Below are 17,401 nucleotides of genomic sequence, written 5' to 3' on the forward strand. Positions count from 1 at the left end.
TCGATGTTATGAGGTACAGTAATCGAAATGTTCCTTGAGAGTGTTGTCCCATGAAAAGCCTGAAAAATGGGGATTATAGCGTGAAAAATGGTTTTCCCATTACCAATTACCCATTACCCATTACCGCGCGAAGCGCTGTAAACTAGCGTGCAAGATGCCCGCACTCCCTCAATTATTTGATATTACTGGAGTGGGAGCATCTTGCTCCCTACATTTTTAATTATGGTATTCAAGCGGATTTGATATTACTATTGATTCATGGGTAGGGGCGGGTTATACCAACATTGAGGACACCAACAAATTAATTCCCAAAACCCGCCCCCAGCAACGGTGAATCCGCGAATTATCCGCGCTCAAGTTCGGCAATATCCAACATTGTCTTCAACACTGAATCGGGATTCAAACTAATCGAATCAATGCCTAACTCCACTAAAAAGCGGGCGAACTCTGGATAATCACTCGGTGCTTGACCGCAGATGCCGATTTTACGACCTTCTGCTTTTGCCGTTTCAATGGCCATTTTCACCATCCGTTTCACCGCTTCATTACGTTCGTCAAATAAGGGCGCAACTAACCCGGAATCCCGGTCTAAACCTAATGTGAGTTGGGTTAAATCGTTGGAACCAATGGAAAAACCATCAAAAATTTGAGCAAATTCGGAGGCTAAAATTACATTACTGGGCAACTCGCACATCAGATAAACTTGCAGGCCATGTTTACCCCGTTTCAGTCCATTTTTTTCCATTTCTGCTAACACTTTGCGCCCTTCTTCTGGAGTCCGACAGAAGGGAATCATGGGGATGGCATTGACTAATCCCATGTCGTCGCGAACCCGTTTTAAGGCTTGGCATTCTAAGGCGAAGGCTTCCCGATAACTTGCCCTGAGCGAAGCCGAAGGGTGGGGGTCGTAATAGCGGGAGGCTCCGCGCCAACCAATCATGGGGTTTTCTTCTTGGGGTTCAAATTGACGACCGCCTAAAAGATTGGCGTATTCGTTGCTCTTGAAGTCGGAAAGGCGGATAATGACGGGATGGGGATAAAAGGCAGCCGCGATCGCCCCCATACCATAGGCTAACCGATCCACAAAGAAGTCGGGTTTATAGGGATAGTGTGCCGTCAGCTCCTCAATTTCCGCCTTTACGTCGGCATCTTCGAGGTCGTCAAAGTGCAGGAGCGCCAAGGGATGGGTCTTGATTTGATTGGCAATAATGAACTCTAGACGAGCTAAACCGACTCCATCACAGGGTATAGCCGATAACCGGAAAGCTTCCTCTGGGTTGCCCACGTTCATCAAGATCTGCGTGCGGGTTCGAGGTAAATCATTTAACACTGTTTCTTGCACTTCAAAGGGTAGCAAACCGGCGTAAACATTGCCCTGTTCCCCTTCGGCACAGGAGACGGTAATTTCTTGACCATTGGTTAACCGCTCGGTGGCTTTTTCGCAACCGACAACGGCGGGAATGCCCATTTCTCTGGCAATAATGGCGGCATGGCAGGTGCGTCCCCCGGTATTGGTGACGATCGCACTGGCTTTCTTCATGATCGGTTCCCAATCGGGATCGGTGCGATGGGTGACCAGCACTTCCCCGGACTGGAATTGATCGATTTGCGACACATCCAGAATGACCCGTGCGGGGCCGGAGGCGATCGCCTCTCCCACTGCTCGACCTTGCACCAACAACTCGCCCTGAGCGAAGCCGAAGGGTTCCTTTAACTGATAATGGCGCAAAACCTGGCTCGACTTTTGGGACTGCACCGTTTCCGGCCGCGCTTGCACAATAAACAACTGTTCCGTTGTCCCATCTTTCGCCCATTCAATATCCATGGGAGTATAGGTTTGGCGCAATTTAGAGTAATGATCTTCAATCATCACAGCCCAATCGCCTAACTTGAGAATTTCCTCATCCGTAAGCGCAAATTGCTGTTGCCGCATCCAAGGAACCGGCACAATTTTGGTCGCATGATTCCCATCGTGACGATAGACCATTTTAATCGCCTTGCGACCCAGGCGTTTTTGCAAAATCGGCTTGAACCCTTCCCGCAATGTCGGTTTAAACACCAGATATTCATCTGGGTTTACGGAGCCTTGCACGATGGTTTCCCCTAAGCCATAGGAAGCGGTAATCAAAGCTGTATTCTTAAATCCGGTTTCGGGATCGATGGAGAACATCACCCCGGAAGTGGCTAGGTCAGAGCGTACCATTTTTTGCACGCCCACAGAGAGGGCAACTTCAAAATGGTCAAAGCCTTTATGGGTGCGATAGGAGATGGCGCGATCGGTGAACAGGGAAGCAAAGCAGCGATGAACCGCTTTAATCACCTCTTTCAAACCCGAAATATTCAGATAGGTGTCCTGTTGACCGGCAAAACTGGCATCGGGTAAGTCTTCTGCTGTGGCTGAAGAGCGCACTGCTACATCTGGATCTTGACTGTAGAGTTCGCCTAGGCGCTTATAGGCAACGGCGATCGCCATTTCGATGTCTTTCGGGAATTTGGTATTCAGAATCAGCGATCGCACCTTGGCTGCGCGCTGACGCAATAGTTGCACATTATCCACATCCAAATCCGTCAACAGTTTCCGCAATTGCGGCTCTAACCCCGCCGAAGAGATAAAATAACGGTAAGCATGGGCCGTAATCGCAAATCCTTGGGGCACATTAATTCCTTTCGGCGTTAACTGACGGATCAGCTCTCCTAACGACGCATTTTTACCCCCAACTAAGCCAATATCCTCCAAACCGACTTGATCGAACCAAAGCACAAAAGCATTTTCTTTCCACAACACCAAAGCCTTAGCTTTAGCTTCTTCAGTATAAGTATTTGTTAAAGCAACAGTTTTTAACATTTTTTTGATCGCTCCAAAAACTGGAATAATGTGCAAAACAAAAGTAAGCGCTTTCTCGTTGCTATGCCCTCTCCCTAAATCCCTCTCCCACTCCGAGAGGGACTTGTCCCCCTTCTCCCTTCGACTTCGCTCAGGGCAGCGCCTGCGGGAGAAGGGGTTAGGGGATGAGGGGCAACTCTTCGCAACTCACTGGATATGCCCTCTCAAAAGACGATATCGAGAAGCAAAAGCGCTGAATGATCAAAAATTGAATCAAAGAGGTAAAGATTCCAAGAATGAATTAAGGGGGGTAGGGGAGGGGAAGTAACGCCACCCCTACCGGGAATCTTTACCTGAGAATAAAATGGGATAAAAGGGACTTAAAATTGATCCCTGGATTTTAAAAAGCAATTTCAAAATTGATTATCTCAATTCTAGCAAAAGAATCTTAAACGAGACAAGAAAGTTGGGCTAGTTTGTAACAGAAAAACACAATTCAACTACGGATATAAACCGCGATCGCCAAGAGCCTGAGCCACACGACCCACACCCAACGTATACGCCGCCAACCGCAAGGGAATGCCCCGTTGTTGTGCAGTTTCATAAACCCGATGATAAGCTCGCACCATCAAGCCTTCCATCTCTTGGTTCACCCGTTCCTCATCCCAGAACACATAGGACTGGCCTTGTACCCATTCCAGATAACTCACCACCACACCACCAGCATTAGCCAAAATATCCGGCAAAACAGTAATGCCGCGACTGTGCAACATCTGATCCGCCACCAGAGTTACCGGGCCATTTGCCGCCTCTGCCACCATCTGCGCCTGAATCTGAAGAGCATTATCTTCCGTAATCTGATTTTCCAGCGCTGCCGGAATCAATACATCACAAGGCAGAGTTAACAATTCCTCATTGGTAATCAGTTCACCACCAGGAAAATTGCCCATATGGCCGCGATTTTGAACCACATGCTTATACAGTGCCGGAACATCCAAGCCATTTTCGGCAAACACGCCACCGGATAAATTAGACACTGCCAACACCTTAGCGCCCGCCTCATGGAGCAACAGAGCAGCCGCGCCACCCACATTACCAAAGCCTTGAACCACCACGGAAGCACCCGCCAAGGGTTTCCCTTCTTGCGCCAGAGCTTCTCGAACCACAATCATCACCCCTCGACCGGTGGCTTGTTGTCGTCCCTTAGAACCCCCCACAGAGAGGGGTTTACCCGTGACAATACCCGGAACAGAATGACCCACATTCATGGAATAGGTATCCATCATCCAAGCCATTTCCCGCGCCGAAGTTCCCATATCGGGAGCCGGAATATCCACAGCCGGGCCGATATCTTTAATCAGTTCGCTGGTATAGCGCCGGGTAATCCGTTCTAGCTCACCCACACTATATTGATTAGGGTCAATGGCAATACCCCCTTTAGCTCCCCCATAGGGAATACCCAGTAAGGCACATTTCCAGGTCATCAGCATCGCCAAAGATGAGACTTCCTGCAAAGTGACAGAGGGATGATAGCGAGTTCCCCCTTTGTAGGGGCCAAGAACATCGCAATGTTGGACTCGGTGTCCCGCCAAAACCTCCACTTCTCCGGTATCAAGCTTAACAGGGATGGAAACGGTAACGACTTTGCGGGGTTTTTCCAAAACAGCCAGGATACCCGGATCGACATTCAGTTCGGAACCAGCTTGCTGTAAGTAACTACAGGTTCGATCCATCGGACAAATATGGGCTGGAGTTGGAGGTTGGGGCATCTTAACTGAGGATTTCATCATCAGAGTTTACCTCTTATGCATGGTGTTAATTCAACCTTATAGCTCTACTTTAGCTCAGGATTATAAAGAAAACAAAAAACAGTAAATTTCGTAACAATTTGACATTTTTTAACACAATCCTCATAATTCTGGTCTCCCTGTGCCCTGAGCGGAGTCGAAGGGCACAGCTCCCCATTCCCCTTGCCCTTCCCCTAAGACTGTGGCAAGGTTTGAAACAGACTCTAACCCCAGGCCAAACCATGCCCTTTCAACCCGAACCCTCAGAAAAACTCAAACAACGCTTCTTTTACCAAGGACGCAAATTCAGCTTTGAGGGAGCAACCCTGCGCCTTCCCAATGGAGTGGTTGGCGACTGGGAATGCATCCATCACCCTGGAGGCGCTCTCGCTGTACCCGTCACCCCAGACGGAAAATTAGTCCTCGTGCGTCAATATCGCTTTGCTGCACAGGGACGGTTATTAGAGTTTCCTGCTGGAACTGTAGAACCCCATGAAGATCCTGCGGAAACCATTAAACGGGAAATTGAAGAAGAAACCGGTTATCGTAGTCATCAATGGCGTAAACTCGGACAATTTTTCCTTGCCCCTGGCTATTCTGATGAAATTATTTATGCCTTTTTAGCCCAAGACCTCGAACCCTTACCCAACCCTCCCCAACAAGATGAAGATGAAGATATAGAGACCGTGTTAATGACTCCCCAAGAATTAGAACAAGCCATCTTAGATGGAGAACAAGTTGATGCTAAGTCGATTTCGGCATTCGTCTTAGCCCGTTCCTTCCTGTCTGCTTGAATACCCTAATTAAAAACCTAGGGAGCAAGATGCTCCCACTCCAGTAATATCAACTGATTGACGGAGTGCGGGCATCCTGCCCGCTAGTTATACCCCTTTACCGGATTTGATATGATTTTTTCGGCTGTCGCCGACATGAAATTTTTTAATTTTCAATTTTTTAATTGATATAACCCATGACTTCCTCCTCCTCTCCTGCACAAAAGCCTCGCCGTAAAGACAACGACTGGCAGCTTTTAATGCGCCTGGTTCCCTATGCCCGTCGCCATGGAAAGTTTCTCACTTTATCTTTAACTCTATTATTGCCCCTATCCTTGGCTGGTGCGGTTCAGCCTTTGATAGTTGGGCAAGCGGTTTCTAAACTCAAGAGCGAACCCACTTGGGATATTTTAGATCCCTTATCGGTGTCTGCCAGTATTAATCTATTAGGGAGTTTACTTCTCTTCACTATTCTCTTTCGGCTCCTGTTTGCTGGAGTACAAGGGTTTATGATTCAAAAGGTGGGGCAACAGTTAACCGCAGATATCCGCAATGATTTATTTGACCATGTCACTGCCTTAGCGGTGAAATTTTTCGATCGCACCCCCGTGGGTAGCCTGATTACCCGGTTAACCAATGACGTGGAAGCGCTCGGAGAGGTCTTTTCTACGGGAGCGATCGGGATTATCAATGATATTGTCTCTATTGTGGTCATTGGCGTGGTCATGTTTCGCCAACAATGGCAATTAGCGCTCCTGTTAATTGCCCTGTTGATTCCGGTTACTTTACTAATTATTTACTTTCAACAGCAATATCGAACCTCCAATTATCTTGCCAGGGAAGAATTATCCAAGCTCAATGCCCAATTCCAAGAAAATATTATTGGTATTGATGTTGTCCAACTCTTTCGCCGCGAGGGATTTAATCAGGAACTTTTTCGCAAAAACAATCAACGGTTTATTGAAGCGATTGATAAAACAATTTTCTACGATTCTGCGGTTTCGGCAACCTTAGAATGGATTGCCCTCGTTGCTGTTGCTGGAGTTCTCGGTTTAGGTGGAATATTAATTCTGCAAGATAAACTTACCTTTGGCATCCTCTCGGAATTTATTCTTTTTGCCCCCCGTTTTTTCGACCCTCTGCGCCGGTTTGCGGAAAAATTCACCATGTTTCAATCGGGGTTTACGGCCATTGAACGGATTAATGAACTGCTCAACAAGCCCATTGATATTCGCGATCCAGAATCAGAAAAACGTCAAAATCTACACGCTTCTGATTTAGATATTTCGGAGGGCAAAATTGGCGAAATTCGGTTTGAGGATGTTTGGTTTGCCTACAAAAATGATGAATTTGTGATTAAAAATCTGGATTTTACCATTCGCCCTGGTGAAAAAATTGCCCTAGTGGGGCCAACGGGAGCGGGGAAAAGTTCGGTGATTCGTCTGTTGTGTCGTTTGTATGAACCCACCTATGGGCGAATTTTAGTTGATGGCGTTGATATTCGCCATTTACCCCAGCAAGAACTGCGCCGTCATATTGGGGTGATTTTACAGGATGGTTTTCTATTTTCTGGGGATGTAAAAAGTAATATTTCTCTGGGTGAATTCTATCCGTTGTCCCAAATTGAAGAGGCGGCAAAATTGACGAATATTAACCGCTTTATTGAAGAGTTGCCCCAAGGATATAATACAAAATTACGGGAAAGAGGCACGAATTTATCGAGCGGACAAAAACAGTTGTTAGCTTTTGCACGGGTGGCGATTCGCAATCCGAAGATCTTGGTTCTGGATGAGGCAACATCGAGTTTAGATGTGGGAACGGAAGCGTTAGTTCAAGAAGCTCTCGATCAGCTTTTAATCAATCGAACGGCGATTATTATTGCCCATCGCTTATCGACGATTCGTAATGTAGACCGAATTTTTGTGTTAAAACAAGGAGTCTTGATCGAAACGGGAACCCATGAATCTTTGTTGGCTCAAAAGGGTTTATATGCGAGTTTATATCAGTTGCAAATGTTGGGAAGTTAGGACTTTTTTTCAAGGTTTGCTACTAGAGAGCTACCAACCGTTGGGCAGTTCGGAGGATTTGGCCGGCTAAGATGGCGGCTCCAAATCCGTTATCGATATTGACGACTCCGATGCCTGCGGCACAGGAGTTGAGCATGGTGAGCAGGGGGGCTAACCCGTTAAAACTGGCTCCATAGCCGATGCTGGTGGGTACGGCAATGACGGGGGAGCTGACTAAACCGGCGACGACACTGGGTAGAGCGCCTTCCATGCCAGCTACGACGATGAGGACATGGGCTTGGTCTAAAACGGCACGATTGCTGAGGAGGCGATGAATACCGGCGACACCGACATCCCAAAGCCGTTGGACATGAAAGCCTGAGAGTTCGGCAGTCGTGGCGGCTTCTTCGGCAACGGCTATATCGGCGGTTCCGGCTGAGAGGATACCGATGGTTCCGGGGTGATGAATGTGGGGTGTGCCGATCGCACAAATCCGAGCCATGGGATAGTAGATCAGATGGGGAATGCGATCGTCTAATTGATGATAGACATCCGGTTCAATGCGGGTGGCCATAACGATGCGTTCCCCTTGACGCATGGTATTCATAATCTGGGCGATTTGATCGGGGGTTTTGCCTGGCCCCCATATCACTTCTGGAAAACCGGTTCTCAGGGCGCGATGATGGTCAATGCGAGCAAATTCGTCTTCCTGTTCGTTTGCGGATACGGGTTCAAAATCGAAGTATTTGAGCTTATTGAGGGCGGATTCTGGGGTCATTTCACCCCCTGCGACTGCTTCTAAAAGGGCATGTAATTCTTCATTTCTCATTGCTCATTACTCATTACTCATCAACAATCTGTAGTTTATCGATATTCCACAGTGCGCCACCGAGGGCAGAATACTGAATTGGTTGAATGCGATCGCGCACGGCAGTCATCGAGAGTTGATTCACTAAATAAATGTAGGGTAAGTTTTCTTTGACTAATTGTTGAATTTCTGCATAAATTTCTTTACGCTTGCTTTCCTCTAATTCTTGCGCTCCTTTAATATAGAGGTCGGCAATTTTTTGCTCCCAAGGCTCAGGTTTCCACCCTTGGATGGGGGGTTGTCCTGGCTGGGGTTGTTGATTAAAACTATGTAAGGAACCATCTAGAGACCAAACATTAGCGCTATTATTGGGTTCTACACCTGCACCCCCAAAGCCGATAATATGGGCTTCCCAATCCAGGGTATTACCGAGTTTATCGACTAAGGTACTAAAGGCGATGGGTTGGAAATCGACTTGAATGCCAATTTTGCTTAAATCTTGCTTGATCTGTACCCCTAATGCTTCCCTAATTTTATTTCCGGCATTGGTGAGCAGTGTAAAGCGCACGGGATTGCCGCGATCGTCTGCTAATTGTCCCTGGCTGTTATACTGGAAACCGGCTTCTTGTAATAGGGATTTGGCTTGTTCTTGATTAAATTTGTAGATTTTCAAGCCCTCTTCGGGGGATAAGTAGTAGGGACTTTGTACGGGAATGTTAGAATACTGGGGTTCTCCTAATCCTCGATAGATATTGTTGACCATGGTTTGTCGGTCTAAAGCGTAGGCGATCGCCTGCCGAAACTTGACTTCATTAAACCATCGGGATTTGACCGGATCGACTAAGGGTTTACCATCCCGACTGCCCTTATTTAAGTTAAATGTAATAAACACAGAACTGAGGGTTGGTTCGCGTCCATAGATCGTAAACTGTCCTCGGTCTTCTTCTTTCTTTAATAGAGAAAAATATTCTGGAGAAACATCGACTAAATCTAAGCTCCCGGAACGAAATTGGAGGAAACTGGTATCTGTCGATTCTACAATTTGCCAAATAATGCGATCGATGTAGGGTAGGCGATCGCCCTGTTCATTGGTTTTCCAATAGTAGGGATTACGCTTAAAAATTACTCGTTGGGTGGTATTATATCGATCTAGCTGATAGGCTCCATTGACGATAATTTCCTCTACTGGGGTGTCTGTGCCCCAAGTGGAGAGAAAGATGGGATTACCTTGGGAGTCTTTGGTTTCTATAGTTCTTTTTAAGACATGGGCGGGTAAAATCGGTAAACCGGTACTGCGTAAAAAGGGGGCAAAGGGTTCGGGAATGGTAAATTCCACTCGGCGATCGTCCAATTTTCTCACCGTCGGTAGGGCGCGACTTTCACCAATCATCAGCACAAATCGGGCTGAGGTAGGAATGGCATCATTGAGATACACATCGTTGTAGCTAAAGACCACATCATCAGCCGTGAGGGGATGACCATCTGACCATTGCAAACCTTCCCGAAGGGTAAATACAATGCGCTTACCTTGATTGGAAATTTCCCAAGATTCGGCTAATCCGGGTTCAATGGCTCCGGTTAATCCATTGGTTTCCACCAGTCCTTCGTAGGTGAGTCCAAAAATGTTGGGAGACTCTTGACTGAGGGCGTAGTTAAAGGTTTTGGGATCGCTGAGAATGGCTTGCACCAGTTGCCCGACTTCGGCGGCAGAGGTGCGAAACTGGGTAGGGCTACAGGCGGATAAGGCGATCGCCATGACCACCAGTAGCATTCCTATCCATCGACGATATCCCATGTGCATATGTCTGCATCTGTCTTGAGCTGCTTATCGATTGTACAGCAGACTTACGATCCACTTCTAGGCTTCAACATCTGGCATTAATACTCACGGGCTAAATACTGCCATTCCAAAATAATCACAGAAGGAATAGAAATCCGAGTTTCCCTATTTTCCACAGGCAAAGATAACTCTAGGGAACCGGAAGCCGAAACGGATTCTAGGATATCGGTTAACTCATACTGTCCCACATTGGGGGCAGGAGCTTTGTCTGCAAAAACATCAGAGGCGCTCAACCGGTTGCCACTGCTATCTTTGAGGTTTAGAGGAGCGGGATGTTGAAACACCGTTTGATTGGGAAATCCCACTAAACGTAACTGAACATTCGCTAATTCTCCCACTTTGATCCGCTTAAACAGAATCACTTGCCAGGTTTTGCCACTCGTATCTCGCAAGCTATGGCGAGATTGATAGAGGGTTTGTCCCGGTGCTTCCTGTTGCTGGCGAATCAGAGCCGATGCAGGTGGGGAAATCAGGAGGGTAGAGGGGAGAAGGACGAAGAGCAAAGCGACGAGAACGGCAATCAGCCAGCGTCTTGCTCGGTAGAAGTTAGGTGCGCTCATTTAGATTCAGAAGCTACAGTATCAGGGATAAAGACAGCGTACATGCCTCGAAGATCCCCAACCTTAAAGTCATAGGCTAAATCTTGGGGATACTTTTGTTTGACAAATTCTGGCCGGGCCTCTTTTGCTCCATGACAGGCTAAACAGGTTGCTTCTACGTTAATTCGGCGATAGTAGCGCTGTCCTGATTGACCATCGATCGTTTCGGTTTGCCAAAATCCTTTCACTTCTGGATGGGTATCGAGCAGTGTTAGGGCTGCTTCGGCTTCTGGGGTGTCCGGGGCATGGGCTGGATTGCGATATTTGGTGGCAATTTGTTTGACTTGCCATCGGTTTTCTTGGCTCAGTTGTTTGGCTTTCATGCCCACGGGTTTACATACTTGCTTGAAGGTTTCGGGGGTAATGGTTTCGGGCATGTCTTTGAGGGTTGAGGCTAACCCAGAGCGCATGGCATCTAAGTTTTCAATTTCTTCAATGGCGTGGGAGAGTTGGCTCGGATCTCGATTGGCGAGGGCTGTCTGGGGCGTGCAGAAGCTCAGGACAATCAGAAACAGTATAAGAGTGCCCATGGAGAGGAGTTTGATCGGTTTCATGACTAAGCTCAAAAATCATTGCTTAGTTGTATAGTAATGGATTGAGGTCAGAAAGTCTAGGTTGATATATGTAATGATGACTTTAATGGGCAAAGAGGGGGCAGATCTGTAAACCGACGGGAGTATTGATAACGGCCACTTGTACGCCAAAGACGGCAGATAGGGTTTCGGGGGTTAAGACGGTTTCTGGGGAACCGACGGTGAATAACTGACCTTGTTTGAGGAAGGCGAGGCGATCGCTGTATCGAGCTGCTAAGTTGATTTCATGCAAAACGGTGATAATCGTTAGGTTTTGCTCTTGATTTAGGCGCTTCAATAAGTCTAACAATTGCAGTTGATAATGGATATCTAAATAGGTGGTGGGTTCATCTAAGAGCAGTACCTGGGGATTTTGGGCTAAGGCTAAGGCGAGAAAGGCTCGTTGGCGCTCTCCCCCAGAGAGTTCACTGACGGGGCGATCGCGGTACGCTTGTAACTCGGTTTCTTCTAAGGCTTCTTCAACGGCTCGCCGATCGCCTGATTCTAAATCCCATTGCCACCATTTCAAATAAGGATTACGCCCTAAACTGACCAACTGATACACGGTTAGCCCCATGGGAGGTGAGGATTGTTGCGGTAAAATCGCTAACTGACGCGCTACCTGATTCGGGGACAATTCATGAATGGAGCGACCATCTAATAATACAACGCCTCCTTGGGGGGAGAGTAAGCGACTGAGCAGTTTCAGAAAGGTGGATTTCCCCGAACCATTAGCTCCCACTAAGCTTAACCATTCTCCGGTTTCTAAACTGAGGCTAATCTGTTCAATAATTGGTTTTTGGTGATATCCACCACTTAAGTGGTCAGCAACAATGGGCATAGTAATGGGGAATGGGGAATGGGGAATGGGGAATGGGTAATGGGGAATGGGGAATGGGTAATGGGTAATGGGTAATGGGGAATTGGCGATCCCCCTATCTCCCCATCCAATATTACTGCTCTTGTACTAAGCGCAAATAATTTTGCTGTAGCTGAATCGTTTGTTGGGTCATGCGATCGGAGAGTTCTTTTTCCACATTGGTGAGTTCTTCCCAAAAGAGGGCAGAACGGTTAGCGCGAATGGTTTCTTCCCAGAGGAGGGTTAGCAGAGCGGCTGCTTGGGGATTTTCTGCGGCCAGGCGATCGCACCATTGGCCAAATTCCTCTTTGGCTTTTTCGTGAGTCTCTAGCTTATGGGCTAGTTCAATACATTCTTGCAGTTGTAGGCGATCGCTTTCCCAAGGTCTTGAGTCTGGTTTTGAGTCCATGATGGAATTCACCCTCAAAATTTAACAATTGGTTCCAGATTAGTGTATTGTAATAAAAAAAAATACCAAATGACCCTAACCGAGCGCTGGATGCGGTGAAAGTCGCACGTCCAGATCTAAAAAGTATGAGTAAACAGCGCATTCTTTCTGGTGTTCAACCCACTGGTAATCTTCATCTCGGTAACTATTTAGGCGCGATCCGGAACTGGGTTGAGGGACAAAGTGAATATGAAAATTATTTTTGTGTGGTCGATCTCCATGCAATCACCGTTCCCCATACGCCAGAAACCTTAGCCGCCGATACCTATACCATTGCCGCTCTGTATTTGGCCTGTGGTATCGATTTAGAACATAGCACCATTTTTATTCAGTCCCATGTGCCGGCCCATAGTGAGTTAACTTGGCTGCTCAACTGTATTACGCCCCTAAACTGGTTAGAGGATATGATTCAGTTTAAGGAAAAAGCGGTTAAACAGGGCGAAAATGTGGGCGCAGGGTTGTTAGATTATCCGGTGCTAATGGCGGCGGATATTTTGCTCTATCAAGCCGATCGCGTGCCGGTGGGAGAAGACCAAAAACAACATCTAGAACTTACCCGCGATATTGCGGCTCGGTTTAATCATTTCTATGGTAAAGGAGAAACGGTGCTGAAGTTGCCCGATCCTTTGATTAGAAAGGAAGGGGCACGGGTGATGAGTTTGACAGATGGCACGAAAAAGATGTCAAAATCCGATCCGAGCGAACAAAGTCGGATTAGCTTGCTCGATCCCCCAGAGGCGATCGCCCGCAAAATTAAGCGCTGTAAAACCGATCCGGTTCGGGGATTGGAGTTTGATAATTTAGAGCGCCCGGAATGTCATAATCTCTTGAGTCTCTATATGTTGCTCTCCGGACAGACGAAGGAGGCAGTAGCGGCAGAATGTCAAGATATGGGATGGGGACAGTTTAAGCCCTTGTTGACGGAAACGATGATAGCAGCGCTTAAACCCATTCAAGACCGATATCAGGAAATTATGGGCGATCGCCCGTATCTAGAATCAGTTTTGCGCCAAGGCCGGCAAAAGGCAGAGGCGATCGCCGCTTCCACCCTAGCTGAAGTCAAAAAAGCCCTCGGCTATTCTACTCCCTTGTAAATAACATTACTTTTTATTATGGTTAATTCTTTTCGTCAAGCTTTACATTCAGGGGAATTTTTAGTGACGGCTGAAGTCATGCCCCCCAAAGGCGGTGACACCAGCCATACCATCGAGATGGCTAAACATCTGAAAGGGCGAGTTCATGCCGTTAACATTACAGATGGAAGTCGTGCCGTTTTACGCATGTGTCCTTTGGCGGTGAGCGTTCTGTTACTCCGGGAAGGGATTGAACCCATTTGTCAAATGGCGTGCCGCGATCGCAACCGGATGGGTCTGCAAGCCGATCTCATGGGGGCCCATGCGTTAGGCATTCACAACATCCTCGCCCTCACTGGAGACCCGCCCAAAGCTGGAGATTATGGCGATGGTCGCCCCGTCTTTGAACTCGAATCAGTACGCCTATTGAAAGTCATCGACCTCCTCAATCAAGGTTTCGACGCTCACCAAAAAAAACTCCCCGACGGCCCCCTCAACCTATTAGCAGGAGCAGCAGTAGACCCCCAACTCGACAGTTGGTCAGGCCTCGAACGACGGTTTAAACGAAAGGTAGACGCAGGCGCTCAATTTTTCCAAAGTCAAATGGTAACCGATTTTGAGCGTTTAGATAAATTTATGACCCAAGTGGCAGCCCCATCAAATCGACCCGTTTTAGCCGGAATTTTCTTACTCAAATCGGCTAAAAATGCCAAATTCATTAAGCGTTGTGTGCCCGGTGTGCATATTCCCGATTCTTTAATTGAGCGCCTGGCCAATGCCGAAAAACCCCTCTTAGAAGGGATGAAAATTGCTGCCGAACAAATTAAACTGGCTCGCAATATTTGTCATGGAGTCCATCTGATGGCGGTGAAGCGGGAAGATTTGATTCCTCAAATTTTGGATTTAGCCGATATTGGGCCTCTATCCTAGATTCTCAAGAGTAATCTTAGGGGGAATTGAATCGATTCCTCATAAGAGTAATCTTAGGGGGAATTGAATCGATTCCTCATAGAAGAGAGAATCGCTATAAATGGATTTGATATCAAATCCGGTTAATTGGATTCAAGAAGCGGGCAAGATGCCCGCACTCCTCGAATTCTTTGATATTACTGGAGTGGGAGCATCTTGCTCCCTGGATTTTTACTACCCCCTCATCTTTTATTATGCCCCCACCGCTTCTTTGGCAGCGTACATCACTTCAATCGTAATCTCATCCAAACCGCGATCGCGGGCAAATTTCTCCGTATTCCGTTTCACCTTAGAGCGCACAAAGCCCGGAACCTTGTTCAGTTCCGCTTTAGCCTCTTTATTCCAATTCAGATCCGAATCAGCCGAAATTCCCTTATGAATGGCTTCTTTGGTATCATGACCGCCAAAGATTTCCAGCAAATGGTCTTCCATGCCCAGGGTAAAGGAATTGTAGACCAAATCAGCAATCTGATTCGTTCCTTCATAGCCCATAAACGGTTTATAACCAATGGGGAAATTCTGAATATGGATAGGAGCAGCAATAACCCCACAGGGAATATTTAAGCGTTTCCCCACATGCCGCTCCATCTGCGTGCCAAAAATAGCCGCAGGTTCCACGCGGGCGATCGCATCCCCAATGTCCCCATTATCCTCGCTAATAATCACCTCATCACAATATTCACTCACCTGTTCCCGGAACCAATTTTGGTCATATTTGCAATAGGTTCCCGCCCAAACCACATGCACGCCCATTTCCCGTGCTAAAATCTTGGTCATCGCCGCAGCATGGGTATTATCGCCAAACACGACCACTTTTTTACCCGTTAAATTCTGACAGTCAATGGAGCGAGAAAACCAAGCCGCTTGGGAAACATACAGGGTTTGATGTTCGATAAACTCCTCATAGTCTACATCGGCCCCTTGCTCGTTGAGAATTTGCTGAATTTTGCGGATACAGCGAGCCGTTTCCACTACTCCCATAGGCGTAATATCCACATAGGGCATCCCAAACTCGCTTTGTAAATACTCAGCCGTCATTAACCCCACTTCCCGATAGGGTGCTAAATTAAACCAAGCGCGAGTTAAATTTTTCAGATTGTGAACCGATGCCCCTTCGGGAATCACTTCATTCACTTCAATTCCCAAGTCGGCCATCAGGCGCTTTAACTCTGTACAATCATGTTGGTTATGGAACCCTAAAGTCGTGAGTCCCAGGATATTCACCGAAGGTTTCTCCGTTTTGCCTTCCGGTAGCGTTCCCTGCTTTTTGGCTTTGTTGAGGTAAAATTGGACAACTTGCTGTAGAGTGCGATCGCTCGCTTGCAACTCATTCACCCGATAATGGTTCACATCTGCCAGCATCACATCCGCTTGTGCATCCAGCGTTGCCCGTTCCACAAAATTCTCTAAATCTTCTTGCAGAATGCTAGAGGTGCAAGTCGGAGTCAGCACAATCAAGTCAGGATGCTCCTCTTTATCCTTGCGGACAATGTTATTCACCACCTTTTCCTGAGAACCTCTCGCCAACACATGGCGATCGACTACACTAGCCGTTACTGGAGTATAGTCCCGCTCTCGCTCCAACATCGATCGCATCACATTAAAATAATCATCCCCAAGGGGAGCGTGCATAATCGCATGGACATTCTTAAACGAACTAGCAATGCGAAGAGTGCCAATATGAGCCGGGCCAGCATACATCCAGTAAGCAAGCTTCATAGATTATCTCCATTCTGGTAAGATTGCGACTAAGACTAAGCGTAAAACTCAAGCGGTTGACTTTGACGCTAATGCAATAATTCTTTAAGAACAATCCTAATGTTTGAATCTGGATTAAATCAGAGAAATTCTAATAAGTAATTGTAGCTATTTCTTCACCTGGGCTTAGTCGCTTCACTTCCTTCTATTCATTGAAATCAACATCGTAGGGGTCAACAACCCTTGACCCCTACAAGATCTTAGCTTTGCATGGAATTAACTTGTTCCACCGTTAAATTAAGAGTTTCAGCCACTTCTTCTGCACTCAGTCCCATGGCTAACAAGCGAGATGCTGCTGCCTGCTGGACTTGTTGAGCGCGAGATTCAGCTTGCTCGGCCCGTTCTCGCTCCTGTTGAGCAAGAGACTCAGCTTCCTGAGCGCGAGACTCGGCTCGTTCAGTCCGCATCTGTTCTAGGGCACTTCTTTCCCATCCAGTGAGCAATAAATTCCCCTCACTATCCCACCATCTCAACCAGAGTTGGTGCTGATTCTGATAGTTGCCTTGCCATAAGCCTAACTCTACTCCCAACCGCTCAATGGGATAATGGCCTCGCTCATTGGGACTCATCCGTTCATAAGAGCCACGAACTAGATTATAAACCTCCAATTCTCCCGTTTGAATCACATAAATCCCATAATAAGGAATGCGGATAATATTCTCGTATACCCAAAATTTCCCTGGTCGTTTTTTCTCCTCTAAATTCTGTTGGGATAAAGCTGTTGTGTCTCTCTCTTCGTTCCCGTTGCCACTGGCCAATTCTATGGCAATTAAGGGGGCGATCAATTCTCGCCAGATCACATAAGAACGGCGATATTGTCCATCAAGATCCGGGGGGACATTGGGAACATAAAACCAATCTGGCGCTTCGGCTCCATCTTGGGGTGGGTCGGTTTCCCGCCAATAGATGCCGCTATCTTGCCCGATCGCATATTGCCCATCGGAATGACGTTGTTCTAGAATCGGCCCCAGGGAATCCGTGAGTAGAATACTCTGGGGATGCTCCTGAAAATTCTTCACAAAAGTACCATCCTCCTCTGGCAGTTGCGTATGGTCGGGGAAAGGAGGCGGTAAGATGATTTTTTC

Annotated in this window: 14 protein-coding genes; 4 read left to right on the forward strand and 10 right to left on the reverse strand. The window is 47.2% G+C overall.

Annotated features, from left to right (window positions below):
- Window positions 1-343: 343 nt before the first annotated feature.
- Both ppsA and PJF56_RS18435 read right to left on the reverse strand, forming a co-directional pair.
- Entirely contained in the window at window positions 344-2,845 is a 2,502-nt protein-coding gene (ppsA, locus tag PJF56_RS18430) for a phosphoenolpyruvate synthase (protein WP_283764171.1), read from the reverse strand.
- Window positions 2,846-3,324: 479 nt separating this feature from the next.
- Window positions 3,325-4,614: a Glu/Leu/Phe/Val family dehydrogenase gene (locus PJF56_RS18435; protein ID WP_283764172.1), complete on the reverse strand. Its 1,290-nt coding sequence runs from the start codon at window positions 4,612-4,614 to the stop codon at window positions 3,325-3,327.
- Between the two features lie 239 nt (window positions 4,615-4,853).
- On the opposite strand from PJF56_RS18435, the gene PJF56_RS18440 reads away from it, so the two are divergent.
- Together PJF56_RS18440 and PJF56_RS18445 are read left to right on the forward strand one after the other, a co-directional pair.
- Window positions 4,854-5,405, forward strand: a complete 552-nt coding sequence (locus PJF56_RS18440; protein WP_283764173.1) for an NUDIX hydrolase — start codon at window positions 4,854-4,856, stop codon at window positions 5,403-5,405.
- Between the two features lie 176 nt (window positions 5,406-5,581).
- Entirely contained in the window at window positions 5,582-7,411 is a 1,830-nt protein-coding gene (locus PJF56_RS18445) for an ABC transporter ATP-binding protein (RefSeq protein WP_283764174.1), read from the forward strand.
- A gap of 22 nt (window positions 7,412-7,433) precedes the next feature.
- On the opposite strand, the gene larB is transcribed toward PJF56_RS18445, so the two are convergent.
- The 6 genes from larB to PJF56_RS18475 form a co-directional block, all read right to left on the reverse strand.
- The gene (gene larB / locus PJF56_RS18450) at window positions 7,434-8,219 is read right to left on the reverse strand and encodes a nickel pincer cofactor biosynthesis protein LarB (protein WP_283764175.1); all 786 of its coding nucleotides are present in this window, start codon (window positions 8,217-8,219) and stop codon (window positions 7,434-7,436) included.
- Window positions 8,220-8,232: 13 nt separating this feature from the next.
- Entirely contained in the window at window positions 8,233-9,993 is a 1,761-nt protein-coding gene (locus PJF56_RS18455) for an ABC transporter substrate-binding protein (RefSeq protein WP_283764176.1), read from the reverse strand.
- 83 nt (window positions 9,994-10,076) lie between these two features.
- Window positions 10,077-10,598 (reverse strand): DUF3122 domain-containing protein, encoded by a 522-nt coding sequence (locus PJF56_RS18460; protein WP_283764177.1) that lies wholly within the window; start codon window positions 10,596-10,598, stop codon window positions 10,077-10,079.
- On the reverse strand, window positions 10,595-11,191 hold the full coding sequence (locus PJF56_RS18465; protein WP_283764178.1) for a Tll0287-like domain-containing protein: 597 nt from the start codon (window positions 11,189-11,191) through the stop codon (window positions 10,595-10,597). The genes PJF56_RS18460 and PJF56_RS18465 overlap by 4 nt, the downstream gene beginning before the upstream one ends.
- Before the next feature lie 82 nt (window positions 11,192-11,273).
- Window positions 11,274-12,050, reverse strand: coding sequence for an ABC transporter ATP-binding protein (locus PJF56_RS18470; protein WP_283764179.1), 777 nt, complete (start codon window positions 12,048-12,050; stop codon window positions 11,274-11,276).
- Between the two features lie 112 nt (window positions 12,051-12,162).
- Entirely contained in the window at window positions 12,163-12,477 is a 315-nt protein-coding gene (locus PJF56_RS18475; RefSeq protein ID WP_283764180.1) for a hypothetical protein, read from the reverse strand.
- A gap of 125 nt (window positions 12,478-12,602) precedes the next feature.
- Here PJF56_RS18475 and trpS point away from each other — a divergent pair, with 125 nt between their 5' ends.
- Window positions 12,603-13,610 carry a tryptophan--tRNA ligase gene (trpS, locus tag PJF56_RS18480; RefSeq protein WP_283764181.1) on the forward strand — a complete coding sequence of 336 codons (1,008 nt, stop codon included), beginning with the start codon at window positions 12,603-12,605 and terminating at the stop codon, window positions 13,608-13,610.
- An 18-nt stretch (window positions 13,611-13,628) separates the two neighbouring features.
- Entirely contained in the window at window positions 13,629-14,519 is an 891-nt protein-coding gene (locus tag PJF56_RS18485) for a methylenetetrahydrofolate reductase (protein WP_283764182.1), read from the forward strand.
- Between the two features lie 231 nt (window positions 14,520-14,750).
- On the opposite strand, the gene bchB is transcribed toward PJF56_RS18485, so the two are convergent.
- Both bchB and PJF56_RS18495 read right to left on the reverse strand, forming a co-directional pair.
- Window positions 14,751-16,277, reverse strand: coding sequence for a ferredoxin:protochlorophyllide reductase (ATP-dependent) subunit B (gene bchB, locus PJF56_RS18490; RefSeq protein ID WP_283764183.1), 1,527 nt, complete (start codon window positions 16,275-16,277; stop codon window positions 14,751-14,753).
- 239 nt (window positions 16,278-16,516) lie between these two features.
- Window positions 16,517-17,401: Uma2 family endonuclease (locus PJF56_RS18495; RefSeq protein ID WP_283764184.1), on the reverse strand; the 885-nt coding region annotated here is incomplete at its 5' end.

Source organism: Roseofilum halophilum BLCC-M91 (assembly GCF_030068445.1).
Lineage (GTDB): Bacteria > Cyanobacteriota > Cyanobacteriia > Cyanobacteriales > Desertifilaceae > Roseofilum > Roseofilum halophilum.